We start from the raw sequence: 13,357 nt of genomic DNA, 5'->3' as shown, positions 1-13,357 counted from the left end.
CGACCGCGAAACGGTCACCCTCCGTCCCCGTCCCCGTACGCTCCCGCCTCCCCCTCCCCGCAGGCCTCCTCGAAGCAGTCGAGGTTCTCCTGGAGGGACTTCATCAGCCGGTCCCGCTCGGCGTCGTCCACCTGTACGGGTACCACCCCGGAGGCGCCGGTGAGCCGGCGGAAGCCGCCGCGCCGCTCCAGCCGGCCGTGCACGCGTACGGGCAGCCCGACGAGGTGGGCGTGACCGGCGATGCGGTAGTCCTCCTCGTCCAGGGTCACGCGTATGTGGGGGACCTCGGCGCCGGCGAGGACACGCAGTCGTACGGTGCCCTCGCCGCCGTTCCCGGTGCGGCGCATGCGGACGACGGCGCCGGTGACGCGGACCGGGACGGAGGGCTCCTCGGTCAGATAGCGGGCGGCGGCCTCGCGGAGCACGGGCAGGTCGCCGGGCGAGAACTCGACGGGCTCGGCGGCGGGGGCGCAGCCTTCCGGGACGCCGGCGCCCGGGGCCCAGGCGACGGCGACACGGGCGCCCTCGGTGCCCCGGACGAGCACGCTGAGCGCCTCGGTCAGTTCGCGGCTGACGCCGGCCTCGACGGCACCGTCGAAGGCGTCCATGCCGCCGGTCGCCCGCCGGTAGTCGATGGCCTCCCGGACCGCGTACAGGGCCTGGTGGAAGCGGACGGCGAGGGGACGGGCGGTGGGCACCGGCGCGAAGGCGGTGAGGGTGCGGCCCTCGGCGCCCGGACCGACGAGGACGTCCGCCAGGAGAGCGGCTGCCGGGCGGCGGTGCCGGGCCCCGTGGTAACCGGCACGCGCCCGCGTGGCGAGCGCGGCGGCGAGCAGCATCTGCCGGGCGGCGGTGCGCAGTTGCTCGTCCGCCGTCCAGGGCGTGGCCCCGGCGGGCCCGCTCGGGGTCTCCCGCCACCAGCGGATCTCGTCGCTGGGCACGGCGAGGGAGATCAGCACCTCGCGGGCGGAGGGCGTCTCGCTGCGGGCGAGGGCGTCAAGGGCCTCGCCGAGCAGCTCGTCGCTGTCGGGGAAGGCCCGGCCCTCGGGGACGAGCAGGCTGGTCCCGCCGCCGGCTGGCCCCGGCGGGGTCCACCGGCCGTACCGTCCGGCCGCTCCGCCGCGCCGTTGCCAGCCGTGCCGGTGCAGCAGGGCACCGAGCACCGCCGGGTCGACCTCCGCGGGCGCCGGGGTACGGCTCCAGGGGAGATCGTCGGGGTGTGGCCGGACCTGCCGGACCGGCCCGTCGTACGGACGGCTTCTCATGGCCTGCCTCCCGTCCCGACCCGCGTCATGATCTCGCACAGCGCCCGGTCGTCGAAGATGCGCGAGGTCGGTATCCGCACGGTGGTCCGGTGCCGGCCGGTGACGGGGTGGCCGGCGAGGTTGACCCAGTAGCAGCAGTGCCGCAGGTCGAGCCGGTCGTGGCCGGCGCGCAGCCAGTCGTCCTGGGAGCGCGGGACCAGCATGACGACCAGGATCTTGTGCACCGAGACGGGTGTGCGGGCGAGCTTGCGCAGATGGTCGTTGTCGAGGGTGAAGGAGAAAGTGCGGCCCGGTGGGTTCGGCGCGATCTGGTAGGTGCACTTGAGCTGCACCTTGACGGTGACCTCGTCGTCGACGGTGTGTCCGGGGGCGCTGTGGCTGACGTGCCAGTCGATGCCGTTGTCGGGAAAGGGCTGGGACAGCGAGCAGCCGGCCGCGGCGGCGACCGCGTGCAGATAGCCGACCTGCAGTGTCTCCATGCAGGCGGTGGTGGCGAGTGTGCCGCGGAGGGTGCCCGTGCGGTCGGGCAGCAGCCCGCCCCGCTCGGGCTGCGCTATGGCCATGACCCAACAGCCTTCCGAACCAGGGGTTTCCCCACTACGAGCCGCTGAACTGCAAAGACCCGCACTCCTGTTGTCTCCTTCCGGCGTACGCCGCAAACGGCCCGGGTATCACCAAACAGGCAGAAGACGGACTGTCATCTGCGGTGGTGGAACGAGGAGTTGTGTGAGGATGACGACCTGGTACGAGGGGCCGATGGCCGCCTTCGACACGGAGACGACGGGCGTGGACGTCGAGACCGACCGGATCGTGTCGGCCGCCGTCGTCGTCCAGGATGCCCCGGGCACCCGGCCACGGATCACCCGCTGGCTGGTGAATCCCGGTGTGCCGGTGCCCGAGTCGGCGACCGCGGTGCACGGGCTGACGGATGAGCACCTGCAGCACAACGGCCGCTGGCCGGCTCCGGTGATGTACGAGATAGCCGAGCAGCTGGCGGAGCACACGGCGATGGGCCGGCCGCTGGTGATCATGAATGCGCCGTTCGATCTGACGCTCCTGGACAGGGAGTTGCGCCGGCACCGGGCGTCGTCGCTGGACCGCTGGTTCGAGTCGATGCCGCTGCGGGTGCTGGACCCGCGCGTGCTGGACAAGCATCTGGACCGCTACCGCAAGGGCCGCCGCACGCTGACCGATCTGTGCGCGCACTACGACGTGCCGCTGGAGGGCGCACACGACGCGGCGGCCGACGCGCTGGCGGCGCTGGACGTCGTACGGGCCCTGGGACGCCGTTTCGCGACCCGGCTGGAGCGACTGTCCCCCGCCGAGCTGCACACCCTCCAGGCCAACTGGCACGCGGCCCAGGCCCGGGGGCTGCAGGCGTGGTTCGCCCGGAGCGGCTCGGCGGAGATCGTCAGCACGGAGTGGCCGCTGCGCCCGGAGCTGCCGGCCGCGGCGTGAGCGTGCCGGGGATCCGCGGCGGCATGGCGGTGCGGGAGGCGCAGGGCGCGGCGGGGCGGGGCGGGGCGGCGACGCCGGGCGCCGGGCGCCGGGGGCGGTGTCTCGCGGCTTACGGCCGAACAGCAGAAAGCCGGTCCGCCTGTGCGGACCGGCTTTTCCCGGTGGGCGATACTGGGTTCGAACCAGTGACCTCTTCGGTGTGAACGAAGCGCTCTCCCACTGAGCTAATCGCCCGGGAACGCACTGAACAATACAGGTCCGGGCGCCGTCAGTTCAAACCGCTTGCAGATGGCGCAGCAGCCCCCGCCGTCCCGCCCTCATCATCAGGCGGTGGTTGAGGCGGAAGAGGGGCCGTCCGGGTACGGCGAGCCGCCGGAGCAGCGCCTTGCGGACGTCGACTTCCTGGTCGTAGCGGGCGAGCGTGCCGGGGCCGTCGGCGGTGACCGTCCAGCGGGCCCAGCCGTCGATGTCGCCGGTCAGCGCGACCTCGAGGACGCCGGCGGCCCGGTCCCGGCGCGTCTGGCGCATGGTGGAGGTGATGCCGTACGGCAGCACGGACCGGATGGTGATCACGCCGGTGTTCTCGTCGAGGCGGCTCACGGAGCGCACCTGCGGCCACCAGCGTGGGTAGTCCTCGGGCCGCTCCAGCGCCGCGAAGACGGCGGGCGGCGCGGCCGGCAGGGCCCACAGGCTGCGGAAGCGGTAATGGTTCCGGGCATCGCTGTCCATGAGCCGAGTCTGCCCCGGACGGGCGCCCCGGATCCGAGTACGCGTACTCATGTGCCGTACCGCAGGGCCCACGACACTCGGGGGGGGGGGAGCGCCGCCGCCCGTGCGACGGCGCTCCCCCCTTCTCCCGCGCTCCTGCTTCTCCCGTCCTCCTGCTTCTCCGCCACGAAGGCGTGGACGCCGGGCGCCATGGTGTTCGAACCGCGCGGAATTCCCGGCCGCTCACCGTCGGCGTCGCCGGCCTCCGGGCGGCCTCCGCGAAAGTGATTGCGCGTCAGATTGCCTGTGCGCCACCGGGCTCCAGGCCAAGCGGAATTCCGGTCTTGTCGTACTTCCGGAGAAAACTCACGCATTCCGTAAAGCGTTCGGTGAATTTCCGCCGGTGGCTCGCCTCCGGGGCTTCTCCCGGGAGGACCCGCACGTCCGGAAGCGCGTCTTGACCTTGACGTGAAGTGACTGATCGTCACCATTTCGCCCGGACGTCCTCCGACCCGGGGGACTTGGCTCGGCGCTGCAGGTGCCGAAACGCCGACGGCCCACCTGCCGGGCAGGTGGGCCGTCGGTCCGGGTGGGCGATACTGGGTTCGAACCAGTGACCTCTTCGGTGTGAACGAAGCGCTCTCCCACTGAGCTAATCGCCCGGACGCAGGAAGAACATTACCCCATGTCAGGGGGTGCCTCCGACCAGGGACCGGGCCGGCGGGCGGCCGGCCCCCGGGAACCGGTCACTGGTCCTTGATCTCCCACGGCATGACGAAACCGAACTTCCACAGGTAGAACCCGGCGAGCGCGGCCACGATCACCAGCCCGATCACCGTGAGGGTGATGTTGCGGCGGCGCACCTTGGGATCGAGGGCGCGCTGGGCGGCCTCGGTCACCTTGCGCTTGGTCCAGCGCAGCACGAGCTGGGCCCAGACGAACTCGGTCGCCCAGATCGCCATGCCACCGAAGATCACCACCCAGCCGGGTCCGGGCAGCGGCAGCATGACGATGCCCGCGGCGACGACCGCGAGGCCGACCACGAAGACGCCGACCTGCCAGCTCAGGTGCAGCGCGCGGCGGGCCTTGACGAATTCCGGCGCGCGGGAGCCGAGCCCCTGCCCGGCACCGTCCTCGCCCACTCGCCCGTCCGCCTTCGCCTCGTCGGTCTCGTGCATCGCTGCGATCTCGCCCGGCTGGTCACTCCCCGTATTCATACAGACAAACCCTACCCGAGTGAATCCGGTCACCGGAATGGTCGTAGGTCTGGTACGAGTTCTCGGCCGGAAGAGTTACGTAAAGGCACGCAAAACCCTCAGAGGGGTTTACAACGGCACCGTAGGTGGCATGTCGATTTCGCCGACGTGCGAATCCCCGAGCGCACACTGAGCGAAAGGCCCTGGCGCTTATGAACACCACGGTCAGCTGCGAGCTGCACCTGCGCCTCGTTGTGTCGAGCGAGTCCTCCCTGCCTGTCCCCGCAGGCCTGCGGTACGACACGGCCGACCCCTACGCCGTGCACGCCACCTTCCACACCGGAGCCGAGGAGACCGTCGAGTGGGTGTTCGCCCGTGACCTCCTCGCCGAGGGGCTGCACCGGCCCACCGGTACCGGCGACGTCCGCGTCTGGCCATCGCGCAGTCATGGTCAGGGCGTCGTGTGCATCGCCCTCAGCTCCCCGGAGGGGGAGGCCCTTCTGGAGGCCCCTGCGCGGGCTCTGGAGTCCTTCCTGAAGCGAACCGACGCCGCCGTGCCGCCCGGCACGGAGCACCGGCACTTCGACCTGGATCAGGAGCTCTCGCACATCCTGGCGGAGAGCTAGGTAGCGGCCCTTCCGAGCAGCCCGGCGCCGTCCACTCGGGGAGACGGCTCGGGCCAAGACAACCGCATAGGGCAGGGCCGGCGCCGTCACTGTGAGTGTTCGCAGGACGGCGTCGGCCTCCGCACGCTCTGCTCCGGTGTCCGCACGCTCCGCGCCGGCCTCCGGCACGCGCCGCGGACCGTTCGGGAACCCTGTGCGGCACCGAGGCGTTCTACCGGCAATCGCGGTCGGGCCGAGCCCGGTGCGGTGGGCGCGGTTGTCGCTACCATCGGCCACCATCGGCGGGCGTCCGCCCGCCCCTCAGGCCAGGGAGCGAAACGTGCTGATCACCCACGACACCCGGTGTGCCCTCGACACCGTGGTGGATCTGGTGAACACCGTGCCGGAGGACGACGCGGCGGCGGACGGACTGCCCGACGTCGCGGCTCTCGCCGATTTCGTACGAAGGCACGAGATCAGTGACGTGGGTGTGCTGTCGGACTTCGACCTCTCGGCGGTGCGCAGGGTCCGGGCGCGCTTCGCGGCGATCTTCGCCGCACCGGACGCGCGGTCCGCGGCCGCGCTGATCAACGAGCTGGTGGCCGCGGCGGGGACCACCCCCCGCCTGACGGACCACGACGGTTACGACTGGCATGTGCACTACTTCGCGCCCGGCGCCTCCGTGGCCGACCATCTCGCCGCCGACTGCGGGATGGCTCTCGCCTTCTTCGTGGTGGCCGGAGAGGAGGAGCGGCTGCGGCGCTGCGAGGCCCCGGACTGCCGGCGCGCCTTCGTCGATCTCTCCCGCAACCGCTCGCGACGCTACTGCGACAGCCGCACCTGCGGGAACCGGCTGCACGTCGCCGCCTACCGCGCCCGGCGCAAGGAAGCGACGGGCTGACACGGCCGGCGCCGCGGCCCGTCCGGACCCCGCGGTCGTGGCGACGTCGGTCCCGGCGGGTGGCGCCGGGACGGACGCGTACGGCTCACAGCAACAGCAGGTCGTGCAGCGCAGCCATGAGGAGCAGAAACCCGATCACCGCAAGGAAGATCATCAGCGGTGGCTGGGATAGGGCGAAAAGGCACCCGCGCGGCTCGTCCTTCGGCGGCACGGCCTCGCTCTGTCTCGTGTCCAGCATCTCGCGGCCGATGATGGACCACCCCGCGGCACGGACGCGATCAACACACGAAGATCTTGCGGGTCTTCGCCGAATGCCATGATCTCTGTTTCGCCTGGCGACCGATTCCGGACGTCCCGGGACCCACTGTGTCGTTTCAGTCAGTCATGTGACTGTCATATCCCGTGCTTCTTGAGGATGGCCTCGATGTCGCTGAAGTCGTCGGCCGAACCGGACGAGCGGGGCGCCGGGGCCGGACGCGCGGCGGGGCGGTTCCCCTGGCCCGGGGCCGGAGCCGAGGCCGCCGGTGCCACCGCCCCGCGACCCGCGCCCTCGGCCGCCCTGCGCCCGGATCCGGCGCCGCCGCGCCGGCGCTCCACGGCACGGGTGCCGGCGAACAGCAGCCAGGCGGCGCCCAGCACCGCGAAACCCGCCCAGGCAACGGGGCTGAAGGCGGTGTCGGCGAGCCAGCCGACGACCCCGGTCATCACGAGGCCGACCGGCACGAGCGAGTAGGCCGCGACGCGGGCCGCCGCCAGGAAGCGTCTGCGGTAGGCCGTGACCGCCGCGATGCCCAGGCCCGCCGCGGACACGGCGGAACAGACGGTCTCTGCAATCATCCGGTCCTCCTGGGCGGGTTCGGTCGGGCGGAAGGGCGGCGACACGCGCCCCGCTGTGGGCGAGGTGCGCTTCGTCCCTTCCATCCTGCACCGCCCGGTCCTGGTGACGCCATGCTCCCGGCGGACCTCAGGGACATCTCCGGGTCACCTCCTACTGGAGTACCGCGGACCGCCCCCGGAGCACACGGAACCACCGGAGGACCGCCCGCCGGCGACCCGGCCGGGCGGTAACCGGGCTGCCCCGCGGTCGAGGCCGTCCCGATTGGGTCGCCCGCGTCCGGCCTGGAAGACTGGGGCTCATGAGCGACTCCTCCCCCGCACGCACCGAAGCCCCGGTTCTCGACGTCTGGTGCGAGCTGCAGTGCCCCGACTGCCGCACCGCCCTGGACGACGTCCGCGCCCTGCGCGCCCGCTACGGCGACCGGCTGGAGCTGCGTCTGCGGCACTTCCCCCTGGAGAAGCACAAGCATGCCTTCGCCGCGGCCCAGGCCGCCGAAGAGGCGCTGGAACAGGGCAAGGGCTGGCCGTACGCGGAGGCCGTGCTGGAGCGGGTGGCGGAGCTGGACCGTGCGGGGGAGGCCTTCCTGATCGAGGTGGCCCGCGAACTCGGCCTGGACGCCGAGGAGTTCGACACCGCGCTGATCGACGGCCGGCACATCCTGATCGTCGACGCCGACCAGGCCGAGGGCAAGGCCATCGGCGTGACCGGCACGCCGACGTACGTCATCGGCGGTGAGCGCCTCGACGGTGGCAAGAGCCAGGAGGGGCTGCGCGAGCGGATCGAGGAGATCGCCGACCGGCTGCTGGCCGAGCGGGACGCCTGAGCCGGGCGGCACGTCCTACAGCAGGGGCTTGGCGAGGGAGTGGGTCACCGTCTCGTAGCCGAGCGACGCGTACAGCCGCTCGGCCGGGGCGTTGCCCGCGAACACGTTGAGGCCGAGGACCGGCAGGCCGGCCCCGGCCGCCTGGCGTTCCGCGAGCAGCATGAGCGTACGGCCGTGCCCGTGGCCGCGGTGGGCCTCATCGGTCTCGACGTCGAAGACGAAGGCCTTGGTGGCCTCCAGCGCCACCCAGAGCGTGCCCACGCGGGCCCCGTCGTGCTCCAGGACGCTGAAGACCATGCCGTCGGTGGCCGGTCCCCGCGGCAGCAGCCGGTCGTGATCGTTGTGCGCCTTGGCGCGGGCATCGGCTTCGGGCAGGCCCCGCTCGGTCCACTCCCGCGCGTACCGTTCGCTCTCGCGCTCCTGCCAGGCGGCGAACTCGGCGTCGGTCATGGGCCGCGCCCGACTGCCCGGCGGCAGTTCGGGCGGGGTGGCGCCGAGGCGTTTCTCCATGCCGCGGTTGCGCACGGTGTAGCCGAGGGCGCCGAACAGCCGCAGGGCTGAGTCCGCCGCGGCGGGGACGAGCGTCTCGATCTGCCGGCAGCCCCAGCCGCGGGCGACCTCCTCGGCGGCGAGCGCGGCCACCGTGCCCCGGCCGCGCCGCCGGTCGGGCTCGGCGATCCGCAGTTCCAGGAGGCGGGCCACCGAGGCGCCGAGGGACGGCGAGGTGCCCAGGTGGATGTCGCCGACGGGGCGGCTGTTCACGCACACCTGGTAGCGGCGCGATCGGGTCCCGTCGGGGTGGTGCCGGAGCGGCTCGGCCGGCCGCAGGGTCGTGGTCATCACAGCTGTTCTACCCAGCGCGCCCGGTCGTGTCAGTTTGTTTTTCCGCCCCGGGCCCGCCGATTCGCCCCCGGGGCGCCGTATGTCCGCCACCGGATGGCGGGGGCCGGCCGCCACCTGCCGGGGTTCGCCCCGGGTGCCGAGGGCTCGTCGCCGGTGTCGGCCGGTTCGCCGGGATCAGGGGTCCAGGTCCTGCCCTGACCGCTCGTCGAAGATCCGCATCGCCTTGGCGGTCACGGGCCCCGGGGCGCCCGGCAGTTCCCGGTCGCCGATCCGGTGCACCGCCTGCACGTCCCGCAGCGTCGAGGTCAGGAAGACCTCGTCGGCCCGCTCCAGGACGTCCAGCGGCAGCTCGGTCTCCTCGGCGCCCGCCCACTCGACGGTCAGGGCGCGGGTGATGCCGGGAAGACAGCCGGAGGCGACGGGCGGAGTGTGGATCTCGCCGTCCAGGACGACGAAGACGTTCGAGCCCGTGCCTTCGCAGAGCTGTCCGACCGTGTTGCCGAACAGGGCCTCGGAGGCGCCGTGTTGACGGGCGCGGGCCAGGGCGACGACGTTCTCGGCGTACGAGGTGGTCTTCAGGCCGGTGAGAGCACCGCGCTCGTTGCGGGTCCAGGGCACGGTGATCACCGCGGTGGAGTCCGGGCGGCGGCTGGTCCCGCCGACGGCGACGATCAGGGTGGGACCGTGTTCGCCACGGTCGGAGCCGAGCGGGCCGTGGCCGCCGGTGTAGGTGATCCGCAGCCGGCCGAGCGGCATCGGATCAGCCTCCAGCACGGCCGTGCAGGCGCGGCGGACCTCGTCGTGGTCGGGGTCGGGCAGGCCCAGGCCCCGGGCCGAGCGGGTCAGCCGGTCGAGGTGGCGGGTGAGCGCGAAGGGCCTGCCGTCCACCGCCTTCACCGTCTCGAAGACGCCGTCGCCGACCGTCAGCCCGTGGTCGAAGACGGAGACGTGGGCGGATTCCGGGTCCCGCAGCCCACCGTCCAGCCAGATCCTCATGCGAACGCCCTTCCACTCTCCTCGTACGCCCCCGACGCTACCGCGAGCAGCCGGGCCGCCTTCAGCTCGGTCTCCCGCCACTCGTCCTCGGGATCGGACCCCCAGGTGATGCCGGCCCCGGTGCCGAACCGCAGGACGCCCTCGGCGCGGTCGATCCAGAAGGTGCGGATGCCCACCGCCAGCTCACCGACCCCCCGGTCGGCGTCCACCCAGCCGATGCCGCCGCAGTACGGCCCGCGCGGGGACGGCTCGAGAGCGTCGATGATCCGCAGGGCGCTCGACTTCGGGGCGCCGGTCACCGACCCGGGCGGGAAGGCGGCGGCGAGCAGCTCGGGCCACCCCGCCCCGGCGGTCAGCTCGCCGCGGACCGTCGACACCAGGTGCACCAGGCCGGGGTGCTTCTCCACGGCGCACAGGTCGGGGACCGTGACGCTGCCGGTCGCGCAGACCCGCCCGAGGTCGTTGCGCACGAGGTCCACGATCATCACGTTCTCGGCCCGGTCCTTCTCCAGCAACTCCGCCTCGGTGCGGCCGGTGCCCTTGATCGGCCCGGACTCGACGGTCCGGCCGACCCGACGCAGGAACAGCTCGGGCGAGGCGGTGGCGATCTCCACGCCGTGCTCCGGCAGCCGGATCGTCCCGGCGTAGGGCGCCGGATTGCCGCGGGCCAGCAGCGCCGTCAGGGCGTCCACGTCGGCGCCGGGGGCGACGGGCGCGCTGAGCACCCGGCAGACGTTGACCTGGTAGACCTCTCCGGCCGCTATGTGCTCACGGATCCGGCGGACGGCCGCCGTGTACGCGGCACGGTCCAGGGAGGAGGCCCACTCCCCCGCCGCCGGGCCGCGCCAGCCGCCCGGCACCGGCGCGGGCACCGGACTCTCGCGTACGTCGGCGAAGCGGGCGCAGGTCAGCCCGCCGTCGAAGTCCGCGCAGACGGCCCAGAAGCCGGCGGAGTCCAGGGCGGCCGGATCGCTGGTCACGTCGCGCAGGCCGGTGGCGACGCGGTCGCCGAAGCGGGCCAGAGGAGAGGGGCCGGATGAGTGCGAGAACACATGGTCGAGTCTAGGACGGGTGTCGGAGCCGTGACCCGGGGACGACCCGGAGGTGGCCCCGGCCACCGGGTCCGCCGGGTGCACCGCAGCACGCTGCGCAAACGCGTTTTTGTGCTGGCCCGGGAATCCGCTAGAGTTCAACACGTCGCCGGGACGCGGAAGCGGATCGAAACGACAAGCGGACGTAGCTCAGTTGGTAGAGCGCAACCTTGCCAAGGTTGAGGTCGCGAGTTCGAGCCTCGTCGTCCGCTCGAAGGAAGAAGGGGTCATCCCGATCCCCTACACTCCTGGTGGAGTGGCCGAGAGGCGAGGCAACGGCCTGCAAAGCCGTCTACACGGGTTCAAATCCCGTCTCCACCTCCAAGGACGATTAGCTCAGCGGGAGAGCGCTTCCCTGACACGGAAGAGGTCACTGGTTCAATCCCAGTATCGTCCACTGGATCTTGATGAAAGATCCACGGGCCTCCTCGGAGATCCACACCCGCGCGATTAGCTCAGCGGGAGAGCGCTTCCCTGACACGGAAGAGGTCACTGGTTCAATCCCAGTATCGCGCACAGACTGTGAGTCCCATGTCACAGCCCGCGGACGATTAGCTCAGCGGGAGAGCGCTTCCCTGACACGGAAGAGGTCACTGGTTCAATCCCAGTATCGTCCACACACCGGAAAGCCCCCGGCCGTCTCGACGGCCGGGGGCTTTCTCGTGGGCCCGCCGTCAGCTGGAGAACAGCATGTGGCCGAAGCTCTTGTGGCGCTGGTGACCGTGGTGACCGTGACCGCCGTGGTGGCCGCCGTGCGGGGCACCCCAGGCGGGCGCGGGCGGAGCCGGGTACGACTGCGGAGCGGGCGGGGGTGGCGGCGCGGGCTGGGACCACTGGGATTCCAGGCGGGTCAGCGACTCCAGCTCGCCGTAGTCGAGGAAGATACCGCGGCAGCCGCTGCACTGCTCGATCTGAACGCCGTTGCGGTTGTAGGTGTGCATCGGCGCATGGCACTTCGGACACTGCATGGTCGGCTCAACTCCTCGCCGGTCGGTCCTGCTTCGTGTTTCCCCAGGACAGACTCCGTCCGGCCCCGGGCGGTTGCAGCCTAGTCCGGGAATCCGGCGGTCAACCGGCTGGGGGTGGACGTCATTCGGGCGCAGGCGTCGATCAGGGCCTGTTGCACCTCGTCCAGTGGCCGACGGGCCGCGAGCGCCTTCGCGATCGCCAGCGCGGCCGTCTGCACGGTGAGCGCGCGGGCCGGGACGTCCAGGACGGTCCAGGGATCGCCGTCCGGCGGGACCCCCGGGCCGTCGGCGTCCCGGTAGGCGGTCAGGAAGCGGGTCCACTCGTCGGGCGGGAGGAGTCCGCAGGCGTACCAGGCGGCGGGGCGGGCGAGGTCCCAGGCCGGGACGCCGGTGCCGAGGTCGTCGACGTCTATCAGCCGCCAGGAGCCGTCCGGCGCCGGGTGCCGCACGAGCTGGCCGAGATGCAGATCACCGTGGCAGAGCGCCGTCGGCCGGGGCATCGGGCCCTGCCCCCGGGCCCAGGCGGGCAGTGTCGCCCAGGCCCGCAGGACGGGGCGGGCGGCGGCGTGCGGTGCCGTGCGCAGGGCCGCGTGCAGCCGGTCGACGGCCCGGGCGGCCTTGGCGGGGCCGCGCATGGGAGGCAGCGCGCCGGACGGGGGCGCGCGGTGGAGCCGGGCCAGGAGTGTGGCGGCGGCCTCCCAGGGAGCCGCGTCCGGATCGTCCGGGTCCACGGGCGTGCCGTACGGCCAGAACGTCACCAGGCGGTCGTGCAGCGGGGCGGGTTCGGGAGTGAGCGGGGCGAGCAGGACGTCGGGCAGGCGGGCGGCCGTGGCCAGGCGGAGGCTCAGCTCGGCGGGGTCGGTGCCGGGGGCGTGGGCCTTCGCGACGGTGCCGCCGTGGCGTACGACGGTGGCGTCGGGCCGGTCGGCGAGCGGAGCGGCGGCGCCGCACGCGCATCCGGCTCCGGCGGCGTGCGGGTGGGCGGCGGCCCTCGCCTTCGCGGCGAGTGCGGTCAGCAGGTTCACGGACGCCTCTGGGATCGGGTGTGCGGGGTGAGCGTACCCGGCATCCCTCCCGGGCCCGCCGGGCCACCGGCACTTCGCTCGGTCTCCCCGGCAGGCGGGGCAGCGGCCGGCGCGCGGCCCGCCCGGCCGGAAACGGCGCAATGCCGGCGCAGCTCCCCAGCTGCGCCGGCATTTGTGCCGTCCGCCGCACCCCCGTCCCCACGGGGTTTCATGGATGGATGTCCCCGCCCGGACCGCTCTTCCGGGCCTGGGGACGCCGCTCAGCGCCCCAGCATCACACCCACGGACGACGCCTGTGTGGCCACCGTCTCCCAGCCGTCGAAGACGAGCAGGAGCAGGGCCGCCAGGGGAAGGGCCATGAGCGTCGCCACCAAGGGGTGACGACGGCCCGTGCGGCGAGGGGCGAACGTCGTGCGTCGCGGTGCCGTGTGGGCCATGGTCCCTCTCCTGACCGTTTCGGTTGTCGTTGTGCAGCGGCGGGTGTCTGACCTCGGGGGACGAGTGCTGCACCCGCCGCTTGACCTCAAATCTAGGCGCGGGGCCGGCGACGGGCGTCATGCCTTCGTACCGATTGCCGGGCCTCCCGGAGGATGAGCCATGACCTGCGGAGTACTCCCCTGGGTGGAGACGCGGTCCCGGG

16 protein-coding genes and 7 tRNA genes are annotated in these 13,357 nt (G+C 72.6%); 9 read left to right on the top strand and 14 right to left on the bottom strand.

The features are described from left to right. Positions 1-14: 14 nt before the first annotated feature. Positions 15-1,265 (bottom strand): hypothetical protein, encoded by a 1,251-nt coding sequence (locus ACGFT2_RS17890; protein ID WP_393278921.1) that lies wholly within the window; start codon positions 1,263-1,265, stop codon positions 15-17. Beyond that, on the bottom strand, positions 1,262-1,828 hold the full coding sequence (locus ACGFT2_RS17885) for a DUF4365 domain-containing protein (protein WP_393278919.1): 567 nt from the start codon (positions 1,826-1,828) through the stop codon (positions 1,262-1,264). The genes ACGFT2_RS17890 and ACGFT2_RS17885 overlap by 4 nt, the downstream gene beginning before the upstream one ends. A gap of 169 nt (positions 1,829-1,997) precedes the next feature. On the opposite strand from ACGFT2_RS17885, the gene ACGFT2_RS17880 reads away from it, so the two are divergent. Beyond that, positions 1,998-2,723, top strand: coding sequence for a 3'-5' exonuclease (locus tag ACGFT2_RS17880; protein ID WP_393278917.1), 726 nt, complete (start codon positions 1,998-2,000; stop codon positions 2,721-2,723). Positions 2,724-2,885: 162 nt separating this feature from the next. On the opposite strand, the gene ACGFT2_RS17875 is transcribed toward ACGFT2_RS17880, so the two are convergent. The 4 genes from ACGFT2_RS17875 to ACGFT2_RS17860 form a co-directional block, all read right to left on the bottom strand. Further along, positions 2,886-2,957 (bottom strand) — tRNA-Val (locus ACGFT2_RS17875). A gap of 39 nt (positions 2,958-2,996) precedes the next feature. Continuing rightward, the gene (locus ACGFT2_RS17870; RefSeq protein ID WP_393278915.1) at positions 2,997-3,452 is read right to left on the bottom strand and encodes an SRPBCC family protein; all 456 of its coding nucleotides are present in this window, start codon (positions 3,450-3,452) and stop codon (positions 2,997-2,999) included. A gap of 569 nt (positions 3,453-4,021) precedes the next feature. After that, a tRNA-Val gene (locus tag ACGFT2_RS17865) sits at positions 4,022-4,093 on the bottom strand. A gap of 84 nt (positions 4,094-4,177) precedes the next feature. Further along, complete coding sequence (locus ACGFT2_RS17860; protein WP_393278913.1) at positions 4,178-4,648, bottom strand: TIGR02611 family protein; 471 nt, start codon at positions 4,646-4,648, stop codon at positions 4,178-4,180. A 191-nt stretch (positions 4,649-4,839) separates the two neighbouring features. Between ACGFT2_RS17860 and ACGFT2_RS17855 the strand changes: the two genes are divergently transcribed. After that, entirely contained in the window at positions 4,840-5,253 is a 414-nt protein-coding gene (locus ACGFT2_RS17855; protein ID WP_004002642.1) for an SsgA family sporulation/cell division regulator, read from the top strand. A 319-nt stretch (positions 5,254-5,572) separates the two neighbouring features. After that, positions 5,573-6,133 carry a CGNR zinc finger domain-containing protein gene (locus ACGFT2_RS17850; protein WP_393278911.1) on the top strand — a complete coding sequence of 187 codons (561 nt, stop codon included), beginning with the start codon at positions 5,573-5,575 and terminating at the stop codon, positions 6,131-6,133. Between the two features lie 85 nt (positions 6,134-6,218). Here the strand turns inward: ACGFT2_RS17850 and ACGFT2_RS17845 are convergent, their stop codons facing one another. Both ACGFT2_RS17845 and ACGFT2_RS17840 read right to left on the bottom strand, forming a co-directional pair. Continuing rightward, positions 6,219-6,371, bottom strand: coding sequence for a hypothetical protein (locus ACGFT2_RS17845; RefSeq protein WP_393278909.1), 153 nt, complete (start codon positions 6,369-6,371; stop codon positions 6,219-6,221). Positions 6,372-6,526: 155 nt separating this feature from the next. Beyond that, positions 6,527-6,970, bottom strand: coding sequence for a hypothetical protein (locus tag ACGFT2_RS17840; RefSeq protein WP_393278907.1), 444 nt, complete (start codon positions 6,968-6,970; stop codon positions 6,527-6,529). Positions 6,971-7,269: 299 nt separating this feature from the next. Between ACGFT2_RS17840 and ACGFT2_RS17835 the strand changes: the two genes are divergently transcribed. Next, positions 7,270-7,794: a DsbA family protein gene (locus ACGFT2_RS17835; protein WP_393278905.1), complete on the top strand. Its 525-nt coding sequence runs from the start codon at positions 7,270-7,272 to the stop codon at positions 7,792-7,794. A 15-nt stretch (positions 7,795-7,809) separates the two neighbouring features. Here ACGFT2_RS17835 and ACGFT2_RS17830 read toward each other — a convergent pair whose 3' ends face one another. The 3 genes from ACGFT2_RS17830 to ACGFT2_RS17820 form a co-directional block, all read right to left on the bottom strand. Further along, positions 7,810-8,634: a GNAT family N-acetyltransferase gene (locus ACGFT2_RS17830; RefSeq protein WP_393278903.1), complete on the bottom strand. Its 825-nt coding sequence runs from the start codon at positions 8,632-8,634 to the stop codon at positions 7,810-7,812. A gap of 177 nt (positions 8,635-8,811) precedes the next feature. Next, positions 8,812-9,633, bottom strand: coding sequence for an aminotransferase class IV (locus tag ACGFT2_RS17825; protein ID WP_393278901.1), 822 nt, complete (start codon positions 9,631-9,633; stop codon positions 8,812-8,814). Next, positions 9,630-10,685, bottom strand: coding sequence for a chorismate-binding protein (locus tag ACGFT2_RS17820; protein WP_393278899.1), 1,056 nt, complete (start codon positions 10,683-10,685; stop codon positions 9,630-9,632). The genes ACGFT2_RS17825 and ACGFT2_RS17820 overlap by 4 nt, the downstream gene beginning before the upstream one ends. 178 nt (positions 10,686-10,863) lie before the next feature. On the opposite strand from ACGFT2_RS17820, the gene ACGFT2_RS17815 reads away from it, so the two are divergent. From ACGFT2_RS17815 to ACGFT2_RS17795, 5 genes are all read left to right on the top strand, one after another. Beyond that, positions 10,864-10,936, top strand: a tRNA-Gly gene (locus ACGFT2_RS17815). 38 nt (positions 10,937-10,974) lie between these two features. Further along, positions 10,975-11,048, top strand: a tRNA-Cys gene (locus ACGFT2_RS17810). A 1-nt stretch (position 11,049) separates the two neighbouring features. Beyond that, positions 11,050-11,121 (top strand) — tRNA-Val (locus ACGFT2_RS17805). A gap of 47 nt (positions 11,122-11,168) precedes the next feature. Continuing rightward, positions 11,169-11,240, top strand: a tRNA-Val gene (locus tag ACGFT2_RS17800). A 29-nt stretch (positions 11,241-11,269) separates the two neighbouring features. Next, positions 11,270-11,341 (top strand) — tRNA-Val (locus tag ACGFT2_RS17795). Between the two features lie 57 nt (positions 11,342-11,398). Here ACGFT2_RS17795 and ACGFT2_RS17790 read toward each other — a convergent pair. From ACGFT2_RS17790 to ACGFT2_RS17780, 3 genes are all read right to left on the bottom strand, one after another. After that, positions 11,399-11,692, bottom strand: a complete 294-nt coding sequence (locus ACGFT2_RS17790) for a zf-TFIIB domain-containing protein (RefSeq protein ID WP_393278897.1) — start codon at positions 11,690-11,692, stop codon at positions 11,399-11,401. Positions 11,693-11,772: 80 nt separating this feature from the next. After that, positions 11,773-12,717 carry a phosphotransferase family protein gene (locus ACGFT2_RS17785; RefSeq protein WP_393278895.1) on the bottom strand — a complete coding sequence of 315 codons (945 nt, stop codon included), beginning with the start codon at positions 12,715-12,717 and terminating at the stop codon, positions 11,773-11,775. Between the two features lie 260 nt (positions 12,718-12,977). After that, positions 12,978-13,154, bottom strand: coding sequence for a hypothetical protein (locus ACGFT2_RS17780; protein ID WP_185091440.1), 177 nt, complete (start codon positions 13,152-13,154; stop codon positions 12,978-12,980). Between the last annotated feature and the right edge of the window lie 203 nt (positions 13,155-13,357).

This window comes from Streptomyces sp. NPDC048514 (assembly GCF_043199955.1).
Classification (GTDB): Bacteria; Actinomycetota; Actinomycetes; order Streptomycetales; family Streptomycetaceae; genus Streptomyces.
The sequence above is the reverse complement of the archived record's forward strand: the minus strand, read 5'-3'. Positions and strand labels throughout refer to the sequence as shown.